General features: G+C 60.7%; 21 protein-coding genes. 15 read left to right on the forward strand and 6 right to left on the reverse strand.

Annotated elements, in window-relative coordinates; translation table 11 throughout:
• The first annotated feature begins 8 nt into the window (after positions 1-8).
• The 4 genes from ACZ5TB_RS14460 (at position 9) to ACZ5TB_RS14475 (ending at position 3794) form a co-directional block, all read left to right on the forward strand.
• Positions 9-617 (forward strand): CoxG family protein, encoded by a 609-nt coding sequence (locus tag ACZ5TB_RS14460; protein WP_464793122.1) that lies wholly within the window; start codon positions 9-11, stop codon positions 615-617.
• A 209-nt stretch (positions 618-826) separates the two neighbouring features.
• Positions 827-2155, forward strand: coding sequence for an aromatic ring-hydroxylating oxygenase subunit alpha (locus ACZ5TB_RS14465; protein ID WP_464793123.1), 1329 nt, complete (start codon positions 827-829; stop codon positions 2153-2155).
• Between the two features lie 126 nt (positions 2156-2281).
• The gene (locus ACZ5TB_RS14470; protein WP_196227132.1) at positions 2282-2842 is read left to right on the forward strand and encodes a VOC family protein; all 561 of its coding nucleotides are present in this window, start codon (positions 2282-2284) and stop codon (positions 2840-2842) included.
• Between the two features lie 16 nt (positions 2843-2858).
• Positions 2859-3794, forward strand: a complete 936-nt coding sequence (locus ACZ5TB_RS14475) for an aldo/keto reductase (RefSeq protein WP_464793124.1) — start codon at positions 2859-2861, stop codon at positions 3792-3794.
• A gap of 94 nt (positions 3795-3888) precedes the next feature.
• Here ACZ5TB_RS14475 and ACZ5TB_RS14480 read toward each other — a convergent pair whose 3' ends face one another.
• A complete protein-coding gene (locus ACZ5TB_RS14480) occupies positions 3889-4203 on the reverse strand; it encodes an NIPSNAP family protein (RefSeq protein ID WP_196227133.1) in 315 nt (104 codons plus the stop codon).
• 328 nt (positions 4204-4531) lie between these two features.
• Here ACZ5TB_RS14480 and ACZ5TB_RS14485 point away from each other — a divergent pair, with 328 nt between their 5' ends.
• Positions 4532-6916 carry a TonB-dependent receptor gene (locus ACZ5TB_RS14485; RefSeq protein WP_464793125.1) on the forward strand — a complete coding sequence of 795 codons (2385 nt, stop codon included), beginning with the start codon at positions 4532-4534 and terminating at the stop codon, positions 6914-6916.
• Positions 6917-7017: 101 nt separating this feature from the next.
• Positions 7018-7812, forward strand: coding sequence for an SDR family oxidoreductase (locus tag ACZ5TB_RS14490; protein WP_464793126.1), 795 nt, complete (start codon positions 7018-7020; stop codon positions 7810-7812).
• Between the two features lie 368 nt (positions 7813-8180).
• Here the strand turns inward: ACZ5TB_RS14490 and ACZ5TB_RS14495 are convergent, their stop codons facing one another.
• On the reverse strand, positions 8181-8732 hold the full coding sequence (locus tag ACZ5TB_RS14495) for a VOC family protein (RefSeq protein WP_196227136.1): 552 nt from the start codon (positions 8730-8732) through the stop codon (positions 8181-8183).
• Between the two features lie 477 nt (positions 8733-9209).
• Between ACZ5TB_RS14495 and ACZ5TB_RS14500 the strand changes: the two genes are divergently transcribed.
• From ACZ5TB_RS14500 to ACZ5TB_RS14525, 6 genes are all read left to right on the forward strand, one after another.
• Complete coding sequence (locus tag ACZ5TB_RS14500; protein ID WP_464793127.1) at positions 9210-10028, forward strand: SDR family NAD(P)-dependent oxidoreductase; 819 nt, start codon at positions 9210-9212, stop codon at positions 10026-10028.
• A gap of 210 nt (positions 10029-10238) precedes the next feature.
• Entirely contained in the window at positions 10239-11384 is a 1146-nt protein-coding gene (locus ACZ5TB_RS14505; RefSeq protein ID WP_464793128.1) for an NAD(P) transhydrogenase subunit alpha, read from the forward strand.
• 17 nt (positions 11385-11401) lie between these two features.
• On the forward strand, positions 11402-11692 hold the full coding sequence (locus tag ACZ5TB_RS14510) for an NAD(P) transhydrogenase subunit alpha part 2 (protein ID WP_196227069.1): 291 nt from the start codon (positions 11402-11404) through the stop codon (positions 11690-11692).
• Positions 11693-11695: 3 nt separating this feature from the next.
• On the forward strand, positions 11696-13090 hold the full coding sequence (locus ACZ5TB_RS14515) for an NAD(P)(+) transhydrogenase (Re/Si-specific) subunit beta (protein WP_464793074.1): 1395 nt from the start codon (positions 11696-11698) through the stop codon (positions 13088-13090).
• Positions 13091-13241: 151 nt separating this feature from the next.
• Positions 13242-13841: a hypothetical protein gene (locus ACZ5TB_RS14520; RefSeq protein WP_464793129.1), complete on the forward strand. Its 600-nt coding sequence runs from the start codon at positions 13242-13244 to the stop codon at positions 13839-13841.
• A 571-nt stretch (positions 13842-14412) separates the two neighbouring features.
• Positions 14413-15177 carry a Crp/Fnr family transcriptional regulator gene (locus ACZ5TB_RS14525; RefSeq protein ID WP_464793130.1) on the forward strand — a complete coding sequence of 255 codons (765 nt, stop codon included), beginning with the start codon at positions 14413-14415 and terminating at the stop codon, positions 15175-15177.
• A 74-nt stretch (positions 15178-15251) separates the two neighbouring features.
• Here the strand turns inward: ACZ5TB_RS14525 and ACZ5TB_RS14530 are convergent, their stop codons facing one another.
• From ACZ5TB_RS14530 to ACZ5TB_RS14545, 4 genes are all read right to left on the reverse strand, one after another.
• Entirely contained in the window at positions 15252-15926 is a 675-nt protein-coding gene (locus tag ACZ5TB_RS14530; protein ID WP_464793131.1) for a Ros/MucR family transcriptional regulator, read from the reverse strand.
• 511 nt (positions 15927-16437) lie between these two features.
• The gene (locus tag ACZ5TB_RS14535) at positions 16438-16713 is read right to left on the reverse strand and encodes an HU family DNA-binding protein (RefSeq protein ID WP_097093579.1); all 276 of its coding nucleotides are present in this window, start codon (positions 16711-16713) and stop codon (positions 16438-16440) included.
• 212 nt (positions 16714-16925) lie between these two features.
• Positions 16926-18542 carry a phytoene desaturase family protein gene (locus tag ACZ5TB_RS14540; RefSeq protein WP_464793132.1) on the reverse strand — a complete coding sequence of 539 codons (1617 nt, stop codon included), beginning with the start codon at positions 18540-18542 and terminating at the stop codon, positions 16926-16928.
• Between the two features lie 37 nt (positions 18543-18579).
• Positions 18580-19557, reverse strand: coding sequence for a bile acid:sodium symporter family protein (locus tag ACZ5TB_RS14545; RefSeq protein WP_464793133.1), 978 nt, complete (start codon positions 19555-19557; stop codon positions 18580-18582).
• 86 nt (positions 19558-19643) lie between these two features.
• Between ACZ5TB_RS14545 and ACZ5TB_RS14550 the strand changes: the two genes are divergently transcribed.
• The 3 genes from ACZ5TB_RS14550 (at position 19644) to ACZ5TB_RS14560 (ending at position 22945) form a co-directional block, all read left to right on the forward strand.
• Entirely contained in the window at positions 19644-20402 is a 759-nt protein-coding gene (locus tag ACZ5TB_RS14550; protein ID WP_464793134.1) for an enoyl-CoA hydratase, read from the forward strand.
• Between the two features lie 165 nt (positions 20403-20567).
• A complete protein-coding gene (locus ACZ5TB_RS14555; RefSeq protein WP_464793135.1) occupies positions 20568-22235 on the forward strand; it encodes an MFS transporter in 1668 nt (555 codons plus the stop codon).
• A gap of 110 nt (positions 22236-22345) precedes the next feature.
• A complete protein-coding gene (locus ACZ5TB_RS14560) occupies positions 22346-22945 on the forward strand; it encodes a TetR/AcrR family transcriptional regulator C-terminal domain-containing protein (protein WP_464793136.1) in 600 nt (199 codons plus the stop codon).
• Positions 22946-23014: the final 69 nt, after the last annotated feature.

Here is a 23014-nt window from a genome sequence, read left to right on the forward strand (position 1 = left end):
AGGCGACATTGCCCGAAGTCGAACATACCACAACGGTCACCGCCTCCCTGCCTCAGGTCTGGAATTTCGTCGAGGACATGGACAATTGGGCGCCGTTCCTCACAGGGTATCAGCGCCACGAGAAGATCAACCGCGATGAATCCATCTGGGTTGTGAAGGGCGAGCTGGGCGGCCTGACTCGCAGTGCGGAGTTCAAGGTCCAGGTTACGGAATGGAACGAGCCTAGCCGCGTGACCTTCGTGATGCAGGGCTTGCAAGAGCCTGTCACCGGCTCGGGCGAGTTTCTGGCAATTGACCTGGGCGGCGGCATGCCCAATGCCGCGCCACCCGCCGCCGTCCCCGGGCATTCATCCTCTGGCGGCTGGCTCAGCGGATTGTGGGAACGCCTGTCCCGCTGGTTGCTGCGGCGCGTCACCAACAGCGTCGATGTGCAAGCGACGGCGCCCGTGGCAGATGCGGGCGATCCGAACACGCAGATCACTTTCCGGCTGAACGTTCAGGCGGGTGGAGCCACCGGCCCGGTTCTCAATCTGCTGCTGGGACCGATGCTAAAGCCGGTTGCTGAAGATTTGGCGATGAAGATCGCCCAGGCGGTCGACAAGCCGTCACAAGCATAAATCTTGCGCGGGGTCGGCCGTAAAGGCGTTGACTCCGCGAGGGAAGGATACTCCGCTATTGACGGACAAATGTCCGTTATGCATGATCGTCCAGAACCTGGCCGCCCTTTGCCTAGTGCGCGTAAAGCGGGCCGTTGGATGTAGCTGGACGATTGGAAACAGGATCAGCGCGCCGGGATGCGCCTGGATTGAATCGACAGGAGATGGAAATGACGGAAAATCTGGTCGCCGAGGCGGGAGCCGGACGTTCTTCGAAACTTCAGGGTTGGCGCTATTTCGACCGCGACTTCGCGGGGCGGGAGTGGGATGCGGTCTGGACCAAGAGCTGGCTCGTGGTTAGCCGCGAAGACCAGATTCCTGAGCCGGGTGACTTCCTGGTGGAAGAGGTTGGCGCGGAATCCATTCTGGTGGTGCGTCAGGAAGATGGCGGCATCAAGGCCTTCTACAATGTCTGCCAGCATCGCGGGAACAAGCTGGTGTCCGTGGCGGAAGGGTCCATGCCGTCCTTCACCTGCGCCTATCACAGCTGGAAATGGTCACTGGAAGGCGAATGTATCGGCGCGCAGGACCCGGAGGACTTCGCCGCAGGCTCCCCATGCGGACGCAAGCGGCTCGCGGAGATCAACAGCGAGACCTTCGCCAGCTTCGTCTGGGTGAACATGGACGCCAACCCGATGCCTCTCAAGGAATATCTGGGCGAACTATACGAGCCATTGGCGCGCTATCCCTTCGAGCAGATGCACTGCACCCAGGCCATATCGGTGCGGATGCCCTGCAACTGGAAGATCATTTCGGACAATTTCCGCGAAACATATCACATCCCCACCGCCCATCCGGAGGGGCTGTATGTGAACGAGCCCTATTATGTGACAGCGGTCATCGAAACGCTGAAGAACGGGCACGCGCGCCTTGTGACGCCGGGCAGCCAGCCTTCGCGCTATCTGCCCGCTGGCAAGCTGGCGATCGACGAGTATCTGATCCAGGATCTCAAGACCTGGGAATTGCAGCCGGAAGATTTCAAGGACAAGCCGCTGGCGATCCGCGAAGCGATCATCGCGCAAAAGCGGAAGCTGGGCGTCGAACGCGGCCATAGCCATTATGACCGGATGGAAGACGCGCAGCTGACCGACACCTTCCTCTATTCGATCTTCCCCAACCTGACGCTGACCTGTTTTTCGGACGGCATGCTGTTCCTGCGCGCCTGGCCGCATCCGACCGACCCCGAAAAATGCACCTTCGACACCTGGTTCTATGCGACGGGTTCAGAGGATTTCTTCACCAAGATGCTGACCTCGGCGGGCGGCGTGGCCGACACCGTGCGGGCGCCTGTAGAACGCGAATGGCGCAACTTCGGCGAAGGAAGCCTTGGCATCACGCTCGACGGCGATGCGGGCATCATGGAGGCGCAGCAGCGCGGCATGCATTCGCGCGGGTGGAATGGCGCGGAACTGGCCGGGCAGGAAAAGCGGATTTCCCACTATCACGACCGCATCGATCAACTGATCGCCGAAAATGGGATGTCTATCGCCGCTGAATGACGAACGGCGCTGCGGGCGTACGCGTCCGCAGCGCCTTTGGTGTAACGGATGTCGTCCGGTAACTGGCGAAACGCAAGACGTGCGCCCGCACCCACGGGCGGCGCTCTAAAGACAAGGAGAGGCTCGATGTTCCTGGACCCTGTTTCAGGCCAACTCAAAAAGGTGCGGCAGATCGCATTCGTTGTACCGGACGCGATCGAATGGGCGCGCCGACACATGGCCCGCTTCGGCTCCGGCCCCTTCTTCGTGCTCGCGCACCTTCCCCATGACCTGCAAACCTATCGCGGCAAGGAAATCGACCTCGATACGACAGGTGTCGTCGGCCAATGGGGCGATGTGATGGTCGAACTGGTGGAACAGCATTGTGACACGCCATCGGCCTACAGCGAACTTTATCCGACCGGCGGTCCCGGCCTGCACCATATGACAGTGTTCGTTGACGACATTCACGCCGCGATAAAGGACTATGAGAGCAAGGGCTTTGATAACATCCTCTATTCCGTCGTCTCACCGCTCGGCGACTCCAAGCCCAGCCCTTATGCGATGATGGACACGCGCAAGGAGTTCGGCATGCTGACCGAATTCTATGAAGAGGCCGTCGTCAGCGACTTTTACAAGATGGTGCGGGATGCCGCCGACGGCTGGGACGGGTCCGATCCCATCCGATACATATATGGCCAACCCTGAAGGGGATATTCTCGACATGGAAAAGCGCAATCTCGGGAAATCCGACCTTAAAGTCTCTATTGCTGGTCTTGGCTGCAATAATTTCGGCTGGTTCCTCGACAAGGGAAAATCCCTCGAAGTGATCTCGGCTGCACTGGACGCCGGGATCAACTTCTTCGACACCGCCAACAACTATGGTTTTCCTCCGGGGGAATCGGAGCGCATTCTCGGCGAAGCCTTTCGCGGCCGCCGGGATTCCGTGATCATCGCCACGAAAGTCGGCGACAAGGTTGGCGACAGCGACGATAATCAGGGCGCCGCCCCTGCCTATGTGCGGCAGGCTATAGAAGGGAGCCTGGCCAATTTGGGCACCGATTATGTCGATCTCTATCAGCTGCATTATCCCGATCCGAACGTCCCGATCGGCGAAACGCTGGCCGCATTCGACCAGCTGATTCAGGAGGGCAAGGTGCGCTATGTCGGCTGTGCGAACCACAGCGCCGCGCAACTCGCTGAAGCACTGGACGCAGCCGGAGCCACCAATCGTGCGGCTTTCATATCATGCCAATCCGAATACAGCCTGCTGGCACGCGATGTCGAAAGCGAACTTGCGCCCCTGATGGTCGCCAATGGCGTCGGGTTTCTGCCTTATTTCCCCCTCGCCAACGGGTTGCTGACGGGCAAATATCTGGGCGGCGACGACAGTTCGGGCCGTCTGGAAACCCTCAAGCAGATACCTTTCTTCGACAAGTTCCTGACACCCGAAAGGTTTGAGAAAGTCAGCCGTCTCGGCGAGATTTCCCGCAAATCGAGCATTCCGATGGTGAAGCTTGCTCTCGGCTGGCTCGCCGCAAAGCCCTTCGTCTCATCCGTGATCGCCGGGGCGACCAAGCCCGAACAGGTTTACGCCAATGCGCAGGCCTGCATGACAGTCTTGCCGCAAGACATAATGGCTGAGCTGGATCAGCTGTAATTAGCGACGGTCCCCGGTCACTGCGGCCGGGGAGCACCCGTATAAAAACGGCGGGAAGCTCTAAGCCTCCCGCCGTTTCATTTTCAGCTCTGCGTCAATGCGCCGGTGAATAGGGCGCTGCATCAGCGAAGATCAGCGTTTCCTTCGCACCGCTCCGGCAGATTTCCTGATAGATTTTGCCACCTTCAGGCGCGCTCGCCATCGCCTGTATACCGGCATCGAAAGCGTTCATGTCCGGCAATTTCCAAAGATGGATGACGGTATTGGCCCGCCCGATCTTGGTGACGAGCCCTGCGATCATCTCCCAACCCGCGCCTTCGGCGATGCGCTTCATCTCAGGAACTATGTTCAAAAAGACGGGAAGCGTCTCATAATCGAGTTCCAACGTTGCCTGAAGATAAACGCTCATCTGATATCCACTCCTTGCGATCGCGGCCGGAGCCTGGCTCTCACCGCACATTCGTATGATAAATGACGAACGTCTGATATTCAAGCGACGACATGATGCATCAAAGACTGGTCGCTCGCGTGACAGGGATAGCCGCTTAACCCGCCACGAAATGAAAAAATAACCGTCATATGTCAGATAAAAATGCTCGCAAGCGCTTGCTGCGCATGCTTCACTGTTGACCCTCCGGCGAAAAGCAGTTAGCTAGCACACTTGTGTAGCGACAAGTCGATTCAGAAAGAGTCGCGGCCACATCGGATTAAAAATCAGCGTTGAATGGGGAGGGCATATGCGAGGCCTGGCATTTTCGTCGGCAATAGCGATCGCAACTGCGTTGGGCGGCTTTCAGGCGGCATTGGCCGCAGAGCCGCAGCAAGCGCAGGACGCAACCGCAGCTAATCAGCCGCAGCAATCCGAAGGACTTTCGGACATCATCGTAACCGCGCAAAAGCGCGCAGAGCCGCTGCAAAGTGTGCCCGTCTCCGTTTCCGCATTCAGCAATGACACGCTTCAAAAGGCCCGCGTCGATGGCCTGACGGGCCTTCGCGGCCTCGTGCCGGGCATGACCGTCACGCGTTCGGGCGCAGCGGTTGATGTTCCGCAGCTCAGCCTTCGCGGCATTTCGATCCAGGACGTGCTTCCCAGCGTCGAGGCCGGTATCGGCATCACGCTCGATGGCATTCCGATCGCGTTCCAGCGCGGCGCGCTCATGGATGCGTTCGATGTCCAGCGCGTGGAGGTTCTGCGCGGCCCGCAAGGCGTTCTGAACGGCAAGAACACGACCGGCGGGGTGATCAACGTGATCCGCCTCCGGCCCGACCCGTCGGCGGACACGACGGGCAAGGTGCGCTTCACGGTGGGCAGCTTCGGTCAGAACGACTACGAAGGCTACATCATGGCCCCGGTGATCAAGGACGTACTCGCGGTCAAGGCGACCGTTTCGGTGCGCAAGGACAATGGCCAGTTCCGCAACATCGTGACCGGCGGACGGGAGGGCGATCGTGATGTCCGGCAATACTCGCTCGCCGCTGTTGCAACCCCCACCGATCGCCTGAATATCTATTTGGCATTCGACCGGCTGGAAAACGACAGCCAGATTCCGCCCTATACGCCTCTTAACGTCCCCGATTTCATCCCTTATCCGTTGCCGGGCTATGTCGGTGGCGCAAACGCGACCTGTTACAATCCGGCGACGAGCATCGTCTGCGGCCCGCTTGCCAATCTCGACAAGGGCAAGAATGTCGTCGAAACGACCCAGCTTCCCGCATCTCTGCGCATGACTGCGGCGACCGGTGAGGTGTCGTACGATTTGACCGATCAGGTCAAATTCGTTTCGCTGACCGGCTATCGCGAGTTCCACGAACGGCAGACCAGCGATTTCGACGCAACCCGCTTTGCGCTGTTCCGCGACAAGGCGCGGGTCGATGCCAAGCAGTTCTCGCAGGAGGCCCGCTTCGAAACGTCGTTCGACGGGCCGTTCAACGTCGTTGCCGGTGCATTTTACATGAACTACTCCTATACGGAGGTGCAAGATCCGTCGCTTGACGTGTCGATGCTGCCCGACGGGTTTCTCACCACGGGGAGTCCGATCCTCACGAACGGCTTGCCGACTTTCTCGACTCCGCCGGGCGTAGGCTTCCTCAATTCACTCAACCGCTACGATACGCATCAGACCAACAAGACCTTCGCCTTGTTCTTCCAGGCGGACTATGACATCACCGAAAAACTGCAGTTGTCGGTTGGTGCCCGTCAGACCTGGGACAGGAAGACGACTGCCTATAGTTTGTGGGGTCCCGTATTTTCTACCGTGCGGGACAATGATGTTATCGGGCCGCTGGTCGGAAGCGTTGAGGGGCGCGCCAAGTTCAAAAAGTTCACGCCGAAGGTGAACCTGCAATATAAGTTTACGCCCGACGTCATGGCTTATGCCCAGTACAGCCGTGGTTACAACACCGGCGGCTTCAACGGTCGTCCTGGCAACCTGGTTACTGCGGTACAGGCCTATTTGCCCGAAACGATGGATGCGTTCGAGATCGGTCTCAAAACCGAATTCCTCAATAACCGGGTTCGCCTGAACCTTTCCGCGTTCCACAACACGCTGAGCGACAAGCAGGAAAATATCCTGCAGGTCGTCGGAACCACGAACGTCACCAACACCCTGAACGCCGCCAAGGCTCGCTATCAGGGCATCGAAGCCGAATTGGCCGTTGCGCCGATGCGGGGGTGGACGATCTCCGGATCGCTCGGCTATCTTGAAGCGAAGTATCTGAACTTCATAGGCAATCTTGGTCAGGGAGAGACGGACCTTTCCGGATTGAAGCTGCGGCGCACCCCGAAATGGACCGGTGGTCTGATTTCGGACTACAGCTTCGACGCCGGTCCGGGGACCATCGGCCTGAACGCGGCCCTGTTCCATACGTCGCGCTACCAAACGGACGTGATCAACGATCCGCGTGCGTCGATCCCGCCGGTGACAAAGATCGACCTCGGTGTACGCTACGAGTTCCCGGTGAGTGGCAACACCACGCTCGAAGTCGCGGGCTTCGTCAAGAACGTGACCGACAACACCACGTACGACGGTTACACGTCGGGCGAGGCGGTATTCACCTTCATCGACTGGGCCAACCCGTCGCCAGGCCGGACCTGGGGTGCGTCGCTGACCGCGCGCTTCTGACACGATATGGCGGGCCGCCTCGTCAGCCTGGCGAGGTGGCCCGGTCTTTTTTCGCTTTTCATCAGGCAGTGGCGAGGCACCGAAAATCCCAGGAGTTGAATATGAGGCTTGAAGGAAAAGTAGCACTGGTCACCGGCGCCGCGGGCGAACAGAACATGGCCCAGAAGATCGCCGAGCGCCTCGCTCAGGAGGGCGCGAAGGTTGTCGTGACCGGTCGTCACGAAGAGCCGTTGCGCAAGCTCGCGGCAGAGATCGGTGGCAGCTACATATTGATGGACATTACCAGCAAGGCCGATGTCGATGCCGCCGCCGACTTTGCCGTCAAAACCTATGGCAAGCTGGACGTCGGGGTGAACGCAACTGGCTGGGGGCTGATGAAGCCGACCCATGAAACGACGGAGGCCGATCTCGACAAGATCATGGACATCCAGTTCAAAGGTCCCTTCTTCTTCATCCAGGCGATGTTGCGGGTCATGGGGCAGGGCGGATCGATCATTCAGATCTCTTCCGCCACGGCGACCATCATGCTCGAAAATCACGCCGCCTATATGGGCACCAAGGCCGGAATCGACCATGTGATCCGCACCGTGGCCAACGAATATGGTGCGCGCGGCATTCGAGCGAACTCCATTTCGCCGGGCCTCACCGAAACGCCGATGGCTGGCGACAGCTTCAGCGTGAAGGAACTGATCGACGCCTTTGCAAAGGAATATCCGCTCGGCCGCCTCGGCACGCGCGAAGATATTGCGGCTGCCGTCGTGTGGCTGGCATCCGACGAATGTTTCATGACCGGCCAGAATCTTCAGGTGAATGGCGGGCTCACACTCCGCCGCAACCCGATCCTGTCCGAACTGGGCGAGGTGGCCGCGCGTGCCACGGCGCATCTGAGCAGCTGACAACGACAGAGCGGTGCGGGCGGGAGCATTGCTTCCGCCCGAATGGCGCAGGGAATAAATAAAGGGAGGGTAGCGCTGGATACCCTCCCTTTTTCGCTGCTGGCAGTATCTGGATCACTCAACCCCGTTCGGGCTGAGCTTGTCGAAGCCCTTCCCTTTCTAAAAAGAAGAAAAGCCCTTCGACAAGCTCAGGGCGAACGGTAACAGAGAGCGATTCTGATTTAAGGCACCATGCTCTGGCCGCGTTCACGGCTCGGATTTTGCCATCCGATATTGAATCTGGCGGGGAAGTAGCCGCTTGCACAATCCGTTTGCTACATGCGGTAGCCGCCCCGACCTGTCAGCTGTCGGGGCGGCTCCACTTCGCTTTAAAGGTCGGTGAACTGCATCCGGCGGATCGGATCGGTTCCATCAAATCCTTCCGCTGACTTCTTCATATGGTCGTAGAAGGGACGGGTGCCCTCTTCTTCATAAAGTTCAGTCATCACGCCAAGTTGTTTCGACGTATCCATGATGGCGTAGCGGCCCATACGATTAGGGAAGGTTTCGCCATAAAGAGCAGCCTCACAGCCTTCAGCTTCATATTGCGCCATCCGCTTGTCCAGATCATCGACGAACATGGCGAAATGATGAATCCGCGACTCGCCCTTCTTCACCAGGTCGCGATAGGCGGACGGTTCATCATCATGCTGCTGCACGAATTCGGCGGTGATATTGCCCCACTGACCATAGACGGAGGTAACGTCGATGACGCTGTCCTTGCCGCGATAGCGATGCACGTGAAGCGGATAATGTTCGACTGCCCAGAACGGCCCCGATCCATAACGGCGGGAATGGGCACGGGCCGCTTCGATGGCGTCCGGCACCACAAAGGCAATCTGCGTGATCGCGAGGGCGGGTGTGAAGATAAAATCACTCATGGCGTTGCTTCCTTCAAAGACAATTGTCAGATGATTGATTCGACGGTGAGGGTAATCGCGCGAGGGATCCGATCTTCGCCGACGGCATTGGACCATGTCGGTCGCTGGTGACCAAGGACATGCCGCAGGTCCGAAAACCAGCGTATTTCCTGGCCCTTGAGCGATCTGGCCGTCCGCTATGCAGCGCTTTTGGTGACCTTTTGATGATCATTCATCCTCTACCCGGAGCGGCTCATGCCCTGCTCCTCCGTCGCTGATTTCTCGACAAACGACAAATGTCTGCTAACGAATATGCCTTCATTCGTCAAATTGATAAATGGCGGCACCGACTAAATGGGGCGGGGGAGGCGGCCCATTGGTGGCGGCACAGCGCATTGGTCATTGACTAAATGAACGACAACCGTCAGGTAATATGCAAACACCTGGCGTTCGCTGGCGGATTGGGTGCTTGCAACGCGGACTTATGGAGAGGAAGAAATGACCTATAATTTGACGGTGCGGCGCGAAGGTGCCGTGTTCATCATCGGCGGAACCGGCGGCGCGGGTTCAGCGATCGTGCGCGCCTTTGCAAAGACTGGTGCCAATATCGCCTTCACCTACAACAGTAATGAAACCAAGGCGAATGCGTTGGTGAATGAACTGGAAAGCGAAGGCGTAACGGCATCGGCCAGCAAGCTGGACATAACAGACTTGCAGGCTGTCGAACAATGCATCAGCAGCGTGGTGAAGCGTTTTGGCCATATCCACACGGTCATCTATGCGTCCGGGCCGATGTGGGACAACACTCTGCAATTGGCCGATGTGAAGCCCAGCTTTATGGAGTTTCTCATCAAGACCGAACTGTTCGGTTTCTTCAATGTGATCAGCGCCACCAGGGAACAGATGCGCGCCAACAAAGGCGTCATCACTGTGTGCACCAGCTTCGGCAACGCCCGTCGCTTCGATCGCGACGGTCAGTCGGCGGTGCCGAAGGCGGGTCTGGAAAGCATGGCCCTCTATCTGGCGGCCGAAGAGGCTGTCTACGGAGTGCGCGCGAATGTCGTCCGCCTGGGCTGGTTCAACTTCGGCATGGGCGCGATCGACAAGACGGAGGCTTCGCTGGATGATCCGGGCCGTGCCATGACCGGCGGCGACGCTGGGGCCGAAGCGCTGGAATGGATGACCAGCCGCATTCGCCTGGGCAATCGGCCGGGTCGGGGCGAGGAGCTTGCCAGCATGGTGCTCTACCTTTCATCTGAACAGGCGTCCTATGTCACCGGCCAGATCACCTGCGTCGACGGCGGCATTTCGCTTTGAACCTTTGGGCAGGCGCCAGTCTTCATGACGGCGCCTGCTCCATGACGGCCTGCTGCACGCCCCTGCGTGGGCCGCATTAATAATTGACATATGTCAGATAAGGTTTATCACTGGCGCGGCCCCCGAAGGCTGAATCGGGCTATCCCCGCATAGCGAGGCATATCAGCTGCGGCGATCGTTGCGTGGCTGACTGAGGCAGAGAGAGGATCGATGGTAAATATTTCCGTCCTGGCCGATCAGGTGGCTGGTGAGCATCGCGTAGCCATGACGCCCTCGATTGTCGCGCGATATGCAAAGCTTGGCCTGTCTACTCTGGTCGAGAGCGGCGCAGGTCTTGCTGCGGGCTTCTCCGATGACGCCTATGCCGCCCAGGGCGCCCTGATCGCGGATCGCAAGGAAGCGCTGGCGCAGGCGGATGTCGTGGTCACGATCCGTCCTCCGGCTGCCGCCGAACTGCTCGGGGTTCGGCGGGGAACGAAGCTCATCGGCGGCTTGGCACCCTTTGCCGATCCGGCCCGGATGGCGGCTTATGCCGATTTGGGAGTGGAAGCGATGGCGCTTGAACTGCTCCCGCGCACCACCCGCGCGCAGGCGATGGATATATTGTCCAGCCAGGCCAATCTCGCTGGTTATCATGCTGTCGCGCGGGCCACGACCGAACTTAATCGCTGCCTGCCGATGATGACCACGGCCGCAGGCTCGATCGCTGCCGCCAAGGCGTTCGTCATGGGCGTGGGCGTCGCGGGCCTTCAGGCGATCGCGACCGCGCGGCGACTGGGCGCGGTCGTCTCCGCCACCGATGTGCGCCCCGAAACGCGCGAGCAGATCATGTCTCTGGGCGCCAAGCCCATATTCGAAGAGATTCAGGACGGCGACCAGCTGACCGCAGCGGTGGGCGGCTATGCCGGGGAAATGAGCGAAGCCTATCGGCAACGTCAGGCGGCGCTCGTCAGCGGACATATCGCCGGGCAGGACATGGTCGTCACGACCGCCCTCATCCCCGGACGGCCCGCCCCGCGCCTCATCAGCGATGCGCAGATCGCAAGCATGAAGCCCGGCAGCGTGATCGTCGATCTGGCGGCCGAAAGCGGCGGCAATGTTGAAGGCGTCGTCGCCGGGGAAATGGTGTTGCGTCATGGCGTCAAGCTCATCGGGCTTGTCGATGGCGCGGCGAAGGTCGCCGTGGACGCATCGAACCTGTTCGCGCGCAACTGCTATAATTTCATCGAAGCCTATTGGGACAAGGCCGAAGGCCGATTGACGATGCCCGCCGATGACGCGCTGGTCGAAGCGGTTACGCTGACCCGCCATGGCGAAATCGTCCACCCGCGCTTCGTGCAGGCAGCGGCGGCCTGAACACAGGGGATAAGTCAGTGAACGCTTTCAATGCAGATTATCTGTTCGTCTTCATATTGGCGGCTTTTCTTGGTTTTCAGCTGATCAAGAAGGTGTCGCCGCTTTTGCACTCGCCTTTGATGTCGCTGACCAATGCGATTGCGGCGGTGGTGATTGTGGGGGCGATCACGATTACAGGTGAGGCGGGGGCGACGCCGCTGGCCAAGACGCTGGGCTTCATCGCGGTGTTCTGCGCGACGGTGAACCTGGTCAGCGGTTTCATGATCACCGATCGCATGCTCAAGATGTTCAAGCCGCGGGGGAAGTAAGAGATGGACGCCTTCGTACCCTTCGCGGCGATCGTCGCGTCCGCTTTGTTCATCCTGTCGCTGATGTGGATGAGCCATCCTTCGACCGCTCGTCGCGGCGTGCGCGCGGGCGAGATCGGCATGGTCATCGCGATCATCGGCGCGCTGGTTAGCCATGAGGTGGTTGATTACAACCTGATCATCATCGCGATGATCGCGGGCGCGGCGGCGGGCATTCCGATGGCGCTGCTGATGCCGATGACGGCGATCCCGCAGCGAACCGCCATCTCCCACGCCTTTGGCGCGCTGGCCGTCGGCCTGATCGGTGCCGCTGAATATTATAAGCATGCCCATGCCGAATATGCGGGCGGCTTCATCCTGTGGGCGCTGATGTTCGAAATGCTGCTGGGTTTCCTGACCTGCACGGCCTCGATCATTGCCTTTGCCAAGCTGCAGGAACTGATGGGCAGCCGTCCGGTGTCCTTCCCCGGCCAGCGCATCGTCAATGGCGCGGTGGCGCTGGCGACGGTGGCGATCGGCGTGACGCTGGCGCTTGACCCGACGCAGACCTGGCTGTTCCCGCTGTTCGCGGGCCTGGCGCTGCTGTTCGGCATATTGCTGGTGATCCCGATCGGCGGCGCGGACATGCCGACCGTGATCGCGCTCTTGAACAGCTATGCGGGGCTTGCCGCAAGCGCCATGGGCTTTGCGCTGGGCAACAAGCTGCTGATCGTCGCGGGCGCGCTCGATGGCGCATCGGGCTTCATCCTGGCGCTGGTGATGTGCAAGGCGATGAACCGCAGCTTTGCCAATGTCATGTTCGGCGGCTTCGGCAAGGTGGTCGCGGGCGTTGCTGGCGGCAAGGACGACCGCGTCGTGCGCTCGGCGTCTGCCGAGGAAGCCGCGATGCAGTTGGAAAATGCCAGCAGCGTGGTCATCATCCCCGGTTACGGCATGGCCGTTGCGCAGGCGCAGCACAAGGTGAGCGAGCTGTACCAGGCGCTCACCAAGAAGGGCGTGGACGTCAAGTTCGCGATCCACCCGGTGGCGGGCCGCATGCCTGGCCATATGAACGTGCTGCTGGCCGAAGCCAATGTCCCTTACGAACAGTTGGTGGACCTCGACGACATAAACCCCGAACTGCCGCAGGCGGACGTGGCGGTGATCATCGGCGCGAACGACACGGTGAACCCGTCGGCGCGCGACGATCCGCAGAGCGCGATCGCGGGCATGCCGATCATCGAGGCGGACCGCGCCAAGTCGGTGTTCGTGATCAAGCGTTCGATGAACGCGGGCTTTGCCGGGATCGACAATCCGATCTACTATAACAGCAACACCCAGATGCTGTTCGGCGATGCCAAGGACATGGTCGGCTCCATCGCCAAGGAACTGGCGGGGGGTGGTTCAGGCCTCCACTGATCGCCGTCCTCTTTCCGTCAACTACCCCACCGACCAAAGTGCCAACAATGACACTTTGCCCGAGGGTAAAGTGTCATTCGCGACAAAAGCGACCAATGCCCAACGCAAGGGATTCACATTGGCCTCCACCTGTGCTTGATTCGTCCCCGCTATGTTTCACGGTTCGATCAAGCCTCGTTCTTCGGCCAGTGGCGATCTTTCCGCCCTGCTGGACCGGCTTGCCCATGTCAGCACGCGGCCACGCTACGCCTTCATGCTGCTGACCCTGATTGCCGAAGCGGCGCGCCCGGACGGCAGCGCCGGGCCGTTAGTGGCGAAAGAGGGCAGCTTGCAGCCCCTGCGTGACTGGCTGTGCGACGCGCTGACCCCCATGGGCGGCCGCGATCCCCGCCGCATGGCGCTGACCGCGCGCGTGCGCGCTGAACTTGCCGTACAGGGTCGCCTTCCCGCCGATCCCGACGCCGCCAGTCTCGCGGTCGAAGAGGAGGTGAAGCTGCGCGTCCGCGCTTCGGGCAAGACCAACCTTAGCCGCGCCGTATCGGAAATGGTCGCGGCGGGATTGCTGCGCCGTCATTATCAGGGCTACCGCGTCGATCACCATAATCGCGGCGCACAGCGGCAGGCCGTCTATACGCTCACCGGCCTCGCTCGCATCCTGATAGCGTCCGCCGCGATGCCGCCCATGCATCCGCCGCTTTCCCCGCCAATATCCGCACCAGTGCGCCCGCGACAGGGGGAGCTTGGTCTCTGACCGCCCCGACCGCATTATCGATGGAACCGGCCCACGGCGTCCGTCGATACTCTGCTTAGAGCATAGTGCCTTAAATCAGAATCTTCCTCTGTTACCGTTCGCCCTGAGCTTGTCGAGCCGAAGGCCGGCGAAGCCAACGGCTTTTCTTTTTTTAGAAAGGGAAGGGCTTCGACATCCGAATGAGGCGAGTGACTCTTTCGGGCAGCCCGAACGGGGTTGAGTGATCCAGATAAAACGCACGACGCTCTAATTCCCCTTTGTTCCCCCCCAATGACGCACATGTGCTGACGCGCATAACGCTCCATCGCCCGCGACGCCATCGGGCGAATGCCAAGCTCCATTGGCAGGCTTAAGACGAACCGGTCCCGGCTGACCACCACATGTGGACCCTTTCGCCTCCAACATCGTTTCCCATCCGTTCATATTAACCTTTGCAGGCAAAATCGATGCTTCTGGAGGTCCGTGAAATGGGACAGGCATTCCCAATGAAGAACTTGCCGCTATCCATGGCAATTAGGGGTGGCTTGCGGTCCATTGACGCGCCCCGGTTCGGAAAACCGTTCGCGATGGCGTGGTTGATCGGAAAACGCGCCGCCATCAACGCGGTGTCCCGGCCATGACCGTCATCACCCGCCTGTCCGCTCCGGCGCGCCCCGCCATCCGCAGGCTCTCCGCGCTTGCCCCTCTCGATCAGGATGCGGAGATGGCGCTGGCCGATGCCGCCCTGCGCAGCCGCATATTGAAGCCCGCCCGCGAGTTGATCGCGGAGGGCGCGTCTGTTCTGAACCCGCTGCTGATACTCAATGGCTGGGCCGCTCGAACGCGCTTCCTGCCCGACGGACGGCGGCAGATCATGAGCATAATCCTGCCCGGCGACCTCGTCGGCAATTGCCATCACGACCGCCCCTTGTCGGTATCGACCGTCGTCGCGCTCAGCCAGCTGACGGTCTGCGCCGCGCCCTCCATCGGCTCCCCGGCGCTTCAGCAGGCTTACCGGATAAGCCACGCCCTGGACGAAGCCTATCTGCTTGCCCAGATCACGCGCCTCGGCCGCCTCAGCGCGGAGGAACGGATCGCGGATCTCATGCTGGAATTGCGCGACCGTCTGGCGCTGTGCGGCTTGGTGAGCGAGGGCAGCTTTGCATGGCCGCTGACGCAGAACGCTCTTGCCGATGCCCTCGGCCTGACGTCCGTTCACGTCAACCGCACATTGCAACAGATGCGGCGGCGTGGCGATGTCATCCTGCGTTCGGGCCGCCTGCAACTGACCGATGCGGCCGAACTCGCCAAGCGGGTGGGCCATGTACCGGTGCGCGTGACCGCCAGGGACGACTGACCTTCGATTGACGAAGAACGGGCCATTGCGCCAACCGCAACGGCCCGTTCCTTATCTCGAAAAGGAAGGGAGCGTCAGCTCTTGGCTTCTGCTCCGGCCGCTGCCGCCTTTGCGCGAGGCTTGCGTGCTGCCTTGGCCGCCTTGGGCTGCGCGCCGTCAGCCGCCTTTGCGGAAGCGGCGGCAGGCTTTGCGGCGGGCTTCGCCGCTGCCTTGACGGGCTTTGCAGCCTTCGCCGCCTTGCCCGCGGGCGCCTTGGCGCTTGCTGCGGCACCGGCTGCCTTCGGCGCCGCCTTGGTGCCTGCATTTGCCTGCGCGGGTGCGGCTGCCTTCACGCCATTGGCGACTGCGGGCTTGCGGCCCAGGCCAAGGCGCGTGGCAACGGCGCGGCGCGCTTCGGAATAGCTGGGCGCAACCAGCGGATAGGATTTGGGCAGGTTGTAGCGCTGACGATATTCGTCTGGCGAAAGACCATTCGTCGCCAAATGGCGCTTCAGCGTCTTGTACGGCTTGCCGTCGATCATGCTCAGGATGTGGTCGGGTGACGACAGGCTTTTGCGAACGGAAACGGCCGGTGTGTAAGTCGCTGCCTGCGCCTCGGCAGACTCCGCAGCCGGATCTTCAGTCAAGGCGATCCGGGTTGTCCGGATAAGCTCGGCGAGCCCCTCGCTCGTAACCGAATTGTTGGAGACAAACGCACTCAAAAGCTGAACCGTGAGCGTCGTGATGTCGGGCTGCGAATTTTCAGACATTGGCACGCTTCTCCGCACTGAATAACTGTGGCGACCTTCTGCGCGCTTTCAACTCAAATGTAAATCACCTCGACTCTTTTAGTGTGGCGATATCTGTCCCTATCAAGGACGCTTCTGATGTTCCGCTGCTGTGGCGCCCTTAGTAGAGGGCTGATCTTGTCCCGGCTCATTATCGACTGATGGGTGAAGATGTTGATTGAACGCGGCTCTGTCCACAATTTGGGCCGTAACCATCTTATATACTATCGCCGGGGGAGGGCCGCAGAATGCGCATCCAAAATACGTCGCCATCGCCGAAAGTAACCGGCCGTCGCGTTACGGACCAAAAAAAAGGGCCGGTCCAAAAAGGACCGGCCTAATGAGTTTTTAGGAGAGGATGCCTGAAAGGCAGGGCGGCATTTGCCGCCGCGATCCTCTCCTGACAATTGTTTAGATTGGCATGTCGATTGCACGTCATGCAATCGTAACATTCGCGGCGCCCCGTTCCTTGCCGGAAGGGGCGCCCGGCCTGTTAGCCGTTCAGCTGATCCTTGACCGCCTTTGCGGGCGTGAAGGTCAGCTTCTTCGATGCTGCAATCTGGATGGTTGCGCCGGTCGACGGATTGCGGCCTTCGCGTGCCGGCTGATCCTTGACCTTGAACTTCCCAAAGCCGCTCAGCGAAACTTCGTCACCCTTGGCAGCGGCGCCAGCGATAGCGGCAAACACGCCGTCCACATATTTGCGGGCGTCGGCCTTGGTCAGGCCATGCTCGGCTGCAACTGCTTCGGCGAGTTCGGTATTGTTCATCGATCGTCTCCCTTTCGTGGACGACGGGTCTTAACCTGTCTCATCGCCCGCAACTAGGGGTGTTTTTGCCCATTAACCGATATTTTCGTGCCGGATTTGACATATTTAGGGGGTTGGCGAGGGTCACAGGCCGGATCGCGGCGCCCGAGTCTCGTTCCGTCCGCATCAATCCCGGCTCGTCTGGCACGAGTCCACGCTCCTCATCGGGCGGTTCAATCAGCGCGCCGCCGCCGCCAAAGCCGTCCGCCGAGCGCCATGTCCGTCAACACCACCCGCGCGGCATTATGTCCCGGCGCGCCCGTGACACCGCCGCCCGGATGCGTGCCCGCGCCGCACATATAGAGGCCCTCGGCAGGTCCGCGATAGCCCGCATGGCCCAGCACCGGCCTTGCCGCCCACAATTGATCCAGCGTCATCGCGCCATGCATGATGTCGCCACCCACCATCCCGAACTTCCTTTCAAGGTCCAGCGGCGACAATATGTCCCGCGCGATCACGGACGCAGCAAAGCCGGGCGCATACGCGTCCACCGTCGCGATCACATCATCCGCCGCTTGGCTCCGCACCTCATCCCAGCTTCGGCCATCGGGCAGCTGCGGCGCGAATTGCTGGCAGAACAGGCTCGCCACATGACATCCCGGCGGCGCCAGACTGTCGTCGATGATCGACGGGATCAGCATCTCGACGATGGGCGCGGATGACCAGCCCCTTGTCTTCGCGTCCATGAAGGCGCGGTCCATATAGTCCATGTCCGGCGCGATGATTATCCCGGCCTTCAAATGCTCGCCCGGTCCCGGCAGGCAGGAAAAGTCGGGCAGCGCCGACAACGCGACATTCATGCGGAAGCTTCCCGACGCCGTCCTGAACCCCCGGATGCGCTTGCGAAAATCGGGCGGCAGGTCAGCCGGGTCCATCATCCGTTCGTACAGCAGCTTGGGGCCGACATTGGCGATCACCGCCGTCGCCATGACCTCTTCCCCGCTTTCCAGCCTGACGCCGACGGCCCGCCCGCCGTCCACCAGCACCCGCTCGACCGGCGCCTCCAGGCTGATCTCCACGCCCATCGCGCGGACGACCTTCGCCATGATCTGGGTGATCGCGCCCATGCCACCGACACAATGGCCCCATGCGCCCTTCTTGCCGTTCACCTGCCCCATGACGTGGTGCAGCAGGACATAGGCGCTGCCCGGCGTATCGGGCGATGCATAATTGCCGACCACCGCGTCAAAGGCGAAGGCCGCCTTCACCGCCTCGCTTTCGAACCAGCCGTCCAGAAAGGCGCGCGCCGATTTCAGGAACAGGTCCAGCATGTCGCGCTGCTCGTCCAGCGACAATGCGCCCAAGCGCCGCCCCTGCGACAATGCCGCCGTCAGCATCGACAGGCCATCGCCCGCGTTGGGCGGGGCCTTCAGCATCATGTCGCGCAACAGGTCCGCTATCGCCTCCAGTGCGTCCTGATAATGGGGCAGGGCGGCCGCGTCCTTCGCGCTGAACTTTGCGAACTCCGCCTGCGTCTTTTCGATGCCGCCGCCCACCTTCAGATAGCGTCCGTCCGGCTGCGGCAGGAAATTGGCGATCGGCCGCTCGATCACGCGATAGCCATGGTCGGCCAGCGCCATGTCCGCGATGACCTTGGGATGCAGCAGGCTTACGGTGTAGCTGGCGACCGAATTGCGGAAACCGGGATGGAACTCCTCCGTCACCGCCGCGCCGCCTACGACGTGCCGCCGCTCCAATATGCGGACCCGGTAACCCGCGCGCGCCAGATAGAATGCGCACACCAGCCCATTATGCCCACCCCCGATAATGACCGCGTCATACTTATACATATGTATAACAACTCACGGACTTTCGGAAAATCCCGTTCTATTCACCATTTCCTTCACGACTTCCATAACGCCGCGCCAGTCCGGCACAAACCATCAACTGAATCTGGTGAAACAACATCAACGGCAACAATATCGGCCCCACCACACTCGCCGGAAACAAAACCCCGGCAATCGGCACCCCCGTCGCCAAGCTCTTCTTCGACCCGCAAAATTGCAGCACCACCGCATCTTCCCGCGACAATCCCAGCAAGCGCCCCAGTCCCCAGGTGAACAGCAGCACCACCACCAAAATCGCAATCGACAACAGCGCCAGCAACAACAATTCTGCCCGCGACACCTTATGCCACAGCCCCTCGACCACTGCGGCGCTGAACGCCGAATAGACGATCAGCAGGATTGAACTCCGATCCACTCGCCCCAGCATCGCCTTGTGCCGCGACACAAAGCCGCCAATCCACGGCCGCGCCAGATGCCCCAGCAGGAACGGCAGCAGCAACTGCGACACAATCCCCTCCACCGCCGACAGGGAGATCAGACCGCCGGTCCCCCCGACGCTCTTCTGCATCAGCAACGCCACCAGCACCGGCGTCAGAACGATCCCCAGCAAGTTGGAAAAGGACGCACTCACCACCGCCGCCGCGACGTTGCCCCGCGCTATCGCCGTGAAGGCGATCGACGATTGCACCGTCGATGGCAACAGCGTCAGGAACAACAGCCCCGCTCGCATCTGCCCGGGGATCGCTTCCACCTGCTGCGTCGCCAGACCGATCAGGGGAAACAGAGCGAATGTCGTTCCCAGCGTCGCCAGATGCAGCTTCCACGCCGTCGCCCCGCTCCAGATCGCTTCGCGCGATAGTTTCGCCCCATGCAGGAAGAACAGCAGCACAATGCTCGCATCCGCAAGGATGCCAACGATATGCGCACCCTCTCCCCGCGCGGGGAGAAAGGAGGCCAGCGCCACCATGGTGAGCAGCAGCAGCAGGAAGGGGTCGGCAATTTCCCGGAGACGGCTCATGCCGTGGCTGTAGGCAGTCTGACGGAAAAAGGATAGACGCCCGACCGATCGACACATTAGTGGGCGCTTAGGAAATGGAGGCGGTCATGAGCAACGGGATCGAAATCATCGAACAGGGCGGCGTCCTGGAAATCCACATCGACCGCCCCGATAAGAAGAACGCGCTTACCGCAGCCATGTACGACAGCATGACCGCAGCCCTTTCCGACGCTTCGGCGCGGAGCGACATTGGCGCTGTCCTGATCGCAGGAAAGGGTGACGCCTTCTGCGCAGGCAATGACCTTAAGGACTTCACTCAAGGACCGCAGGGTGGCGCGGCTGCATTCGCCTTCATCCGCGCCATTGCAGGCTTCGACAAGCCGCTGATCGCTGCCGTCCAGGGCCTGGCCGTGGGTGTGGGCACGACGATGCTGTTCCATTGCGACCTTGTCTATGCGGCGTCCGACGCGCGCTTCATCATGCCCTTCGTCAATCTGGGCATCGTGCCGGAAGCTGGCTCAAGCCTGCTAGCGCCCGCGACGCTGGGCCATGCAAAAGCAGCGGCGATGCTGTTGCTGGGCGAGCCAATGGACGCCCAAACGGCTGACCGGTCAGGTCTGGTGACAGCTGTCATACCCACCGAGGAACTGCTTGGTCACGCTCGGGCGAAGGGGGCCGCCCTCATGAAGAAGCCGCCCAAAGCGCTGGCGGCCACCCGGCGGCTGCTAAAGGGCGATCCTGCCGTGCTGCTCGGCAGGATCGAGGAGGAGGCACGGCTCTTCGAACAGATGCTGGAATCCGAAGAGGCTCAGGAAGCCTTCGCTGCCTTCTTCGAAAAGCGCGCCCCTGTATTTCGTCGCGATTGAACTTAGCGGGAGCCGTCTCTCGGTCGTCTGATAGTCACAAGGTTATCTAAATTGAAACCCTTGCTGGAAAACTTCAAGACGTTCAGCAATATTCTGTCCCGGTGCCCGACAAGACAAATGTTCAGCGTGAAACGAGACCAAGGTAGATGAGCGACAAGGTCGGCCATGGCTGAATCTTCCCCTTCACCGGCAGGCCGCTTCGCCCTTCTGGAGCCATTGCGTCAGCGGACCTACCGCACCATCTGGATCGCCAGCCTGTTTTCGAACTTCGGGCAGCTGATACAAGGCGTCGGCGCGGCCTGGCTTATGACGCGGCTGAGTTCATCGCCGCAGATGGTCGCGCTGGTGCAAACGGCCCTCATGCTGCCGTTGATGCTGGTCGCTCTGCCCGCCGGGGCGATCGCGGACATGTTCGACCGGCGCAAGGTGGCGCTGGCTGGTCTTGCCTTCGCTTCGCTGATGGCGATCTGCCTCACGCTGCTTGCCGGTGCGGAACTGCTATCCCCCTGGACATTGCTGCTCTTCTGTTTCCTGATCGGCACGGGGGTCGCACTATATGGCCCTGCCTGGCAGGCCTCAATCGGCGAGCAGGTAAGTGGTGAACATCTGCCCGCAGCGATCGCGCTGGGCACGATCAGCTATAATGTGGCGCGCAGTTTCGGCCCCGCGATCGGCGGCATCATCGTTGCCTCATTGGGGGCGATGGCGGCCTTTGCGGCCAACGCTTTCTTCTATCTGCCGCTGATCCTCGCCTTCCTGATGTGGCAGCGTGAACATAAGCCATCGCGTTTGCCCCCGGAAAGGATCGATCGGGCGATCGTCTCGGGGGTCCGTTATGCGGTGCATTCGCCTCCGATTCGGGTCGTACTCATCCGCACCCATGTCGTGGGTCTGGCCGGTGCATCGGTCTCCGCACTCACGCCTTTGATTGCAAAGGACCTGCTGCACGGGTCGGCAAGCACCTATGGCTTGTTGTTGGGCGCCTATGGCGTGGGTGCGGTGCTGGGCGCCACGGGGCTTGATCTCGTGCGTCGGCGCCTTCGGCCTGAGCAGGCTGCGCGATTGCTGTCGGTTTTGCTGGGCGCGATGATCATTCTCGCCGGGATCAGCAGTTACACCCTCCTGACTTGCGCGGCACTGCTGGTCGCGGGCTTTGCCTGGATGATCCTGGTCGCGCAGTTCAACGTTGCTGTCCAAATGTCAGCGCCGCGCTGGGTCACGGCCCGCGCGCTTGCCTGCTATGGCTCGGCGTTGACGGGTGGGCTCGCTCTGGGCGCGTGGCTGTGGGGAGCGGTCGCTACTGCTCTAGGAACAGGTGAAGCGATGATGATGTCGGGGGCAGCGATGGTGTTCAGCACTATTCTCGGCCTCTTCTTTCCGTTGGCACGATCGCTCCCCGATGGATTGGAACAAAGCATTCTCAGTCATCAGCCGCAGGTTGGCCTTGCACTGACCTCGCGCAGTGGTCCCATCATCGTGGAAATCGATTATCGGGTAGATACTGACAAGGCGCGCGACTTTTATGCCGCGATGCAGAAGGTGCGCAGCGCCCGCCTCCGAAGTGGTGCCTTTGGCTGGTCCGTGGCACGTGACATCGCCGATCCTGAACTTTGGACCGAACATTATCATTGTCCAACCTGGGGAGATTATCTGCACCAACGCGATCGTATGACGATGGGCGACCGTCAGATCGAGGACGCCGCCAATATATTCCACATGGGTCGCAGCGAGGGGCGGGTACGGCGGCGCCTCGAACGGCCGACCGGATCGGTGCGGTGGCGCGCGGACACGCCTGACCGCCGAGACGAGGCGATCGATATAATTTATCCATAGATCAACCAGTTCGTGCAAAAATGCAGGGAAACGTTGTCAATATTAACAGGCGCGCTAGAATCGCTTTGAAATCGAATTTGGAGAGCGGAATGCCAGGGCAGGCGAAACGGATGGTAGGGCGTCCCCGAAGGCTGACGCTGGAAATGATTGTCGATGCCGCCTGCGAGGTCGGTATCGCCAAGCTGGAAATGAGTCTGGTTGCCGAAAGGCTGCATACCGGCGTCGCTACGCTATATGGCTATGTGCGGGGGCGGGAACATCTGCTGCAACTCGTGGCACAGCGTCTAGTAGGGCAAGCGCTGATCAAGGATGAAGGGCAGAGTTGGCAGGATATACTGCGCGAACATGCGACAGTTACCTATCGTCTCTTCCGGTCCCTGCCTCACCTCATCACCAATCTGATTGGAAAAGAACCTGAACAGCATTCGTTCGACTATTCACAGAGGGTACTCGCGATGCTGGAGGCGAGGGGGCTTCCTCCCGCTGTGGCCCTGAACGTCTATATCGAGATAAATCAGGTCGTGATCGGTGCTGCGATCAGCATGATGCGGAGGGAGGTGCTGATCCAACTCCCTGAGTACGAGACCGACAATTGGGGACCCCTGCCGGACATCCTTGGCGATTATTGCACAACACTGGAGCGGATCATCTCTGGCTATGAGGTGGAACTGAGGTTGGGTGAAGACGAAGCGTCGCCTCAGAATGCCTGAAAAGTCGGCTCGCGCTCTTGCAGCTGATTAAATTTTCGTCGCGCGGCAATGGAAGAAATATCGCTCTCC

Source organism: Sphingobium sp. TomTYG74, assembly GCF_055393875.1.

What these genes read in the sequence shown, in the direction of transcription:
- ACZ5TB_RS14530 (WP_464793131.1), bottom strand. Translation starts at nt 15,926, where the DNA reads ATGTCTGAAAATTCGCAGCCCGACATCACGACGCTCACGGTTCAGCTT.
- ACZ5TB_RS14500 (WP_464793127.1), top strand. Translation starts at nt 9,210, where the DNA reads ATGACCTATAATTTGACGGTGCGGCGCGAAGGTGCCGTGTTCATCATC.
- ACZ5TB_RS14495 (WP_196227136.1), bottom strand. Translation starts at nt 8,732, where the DNA reads ATGAGTGATTTTATCTTCACACCCGCCCTCGCGATCACGCAGATTGCC.
- ACZ5TB_RS14490 (WP_464793126.1), top strand. Translation starts at nt 7,018, where the DNA reads ATGAGGCTTGAAGGAAAAGTAGCACTGGTCACCGGCGCCGCGGGCGAA.
- ACZ5TB_RS14475 (WP_464793124.1), top strand. Translation starts at nt 2,859, where the DNA reads ATGGAAAAGCGCAATCTCGGGAAATCCGACCTTAAAGTCTCTATTGCT.
- ACZ5TB_RS14505 (WP_464793128.1), top strand. Translation starts at nt 10,239, where the DNA reads ATGGTAAATATTTCCGTCCTGGCCGATCAGGTGGCTGGTGAGCATCGC.
- ACZ5TB_RS14485 (WP_464793125.1), top strand. Translation starts at nt 4,532, where the DNA reads ATGCGAGGCCTGGCATTTTCGTCGGCAATAGCGATCGCAACTGCGTTG.
- ACZ5TB_RS14520 (WP_464793129.1), top strand. Translation starts at nt 13,242, where the DNA reads ATGTTTCACGGTTCGATCAAGCCTCGTTCTTCGGCCAGTGGCGATCTT.
- ACZ5TB_RS14515 (WP_464793074.1), top strand. Translation starts at nt 11,696, where the DNA reads ATGGACGCCTTCGTACCCTTCGCGGCGATCGTCGCGTCCGCTTTGTTC.
- ACZ5TB_RS14560 (WP_464793136.1), top strand. Translation starts at nt 22,346, where the DNA reads ATGGTAGGGCGTCCCCGAAGGCTGACGCTGGAAATGATTGTCGATGCC.
- ACZ5TB_RS14480 (WP_196227133.1), bottom strand. Translation starts at nt 4,203, where the DNA reads ATGAGCGTTTATCTTCAGGCAACGTTGGAACTCGATTATGAGACGCTT.
- ACZ5TB_RS14540 (WP_464793132.1), bottom strand. Translation starts at nt 18,542, where the DNA reads ATGTATAAGTATGACGCGGTCATTATCGGGGGTGGGCATAATGGGCTG.
- ACZ5TB_RS14555 (WP_464793135.1), top strand. Translation starts at nt 20,568, where the DNA reads ATGGCTGAATCTTCCCCTTCACCGGCAGGCCGCTTCGCCCTTCTGGAG.
- ACZ5TB_RS14535 (WP_097093579.1), bottom strand. Translation starts at nt 16,713, where the DNA reads ATGAACAATACCGAACTCGCCGAAGCAGTTGCAGCCGAGCATGGCCTG.
- ACZ5TB_RS14550 (WP_464793134.1), top strand. Translation starts at nt 19,644, where the DNA reads ATGAGCAACGGGATCGAAATCATCGAACAGGGCGGCGTCCTGGAAATC.
- ACZ5TB_RS14470 (WP_196227132.1), top strand. Translation starts at nt 2,282, where the DNA reads ATGTTCCTGGACCCTGTTTCAGGCCAACTCAAAAAGGTGCGGCAGATC.
- ACZ5TB_RS14465 (WP_464793123.1), top strand. Translation starts at nt 827, where the DNA reads ATGACGGAAAATCTGGTCGCCGAGGCGGGAGCCGGACGTTCTTCGAAA.
- ACZ5TB_RS14545 (WP_464793133.1), bottom strand. Translation starts at nt 19,557, where the DNA reads ATGAGCCGTCTCCGGGAAATTGCCGACCCCTTCCTGCTGCTGCTGCTC.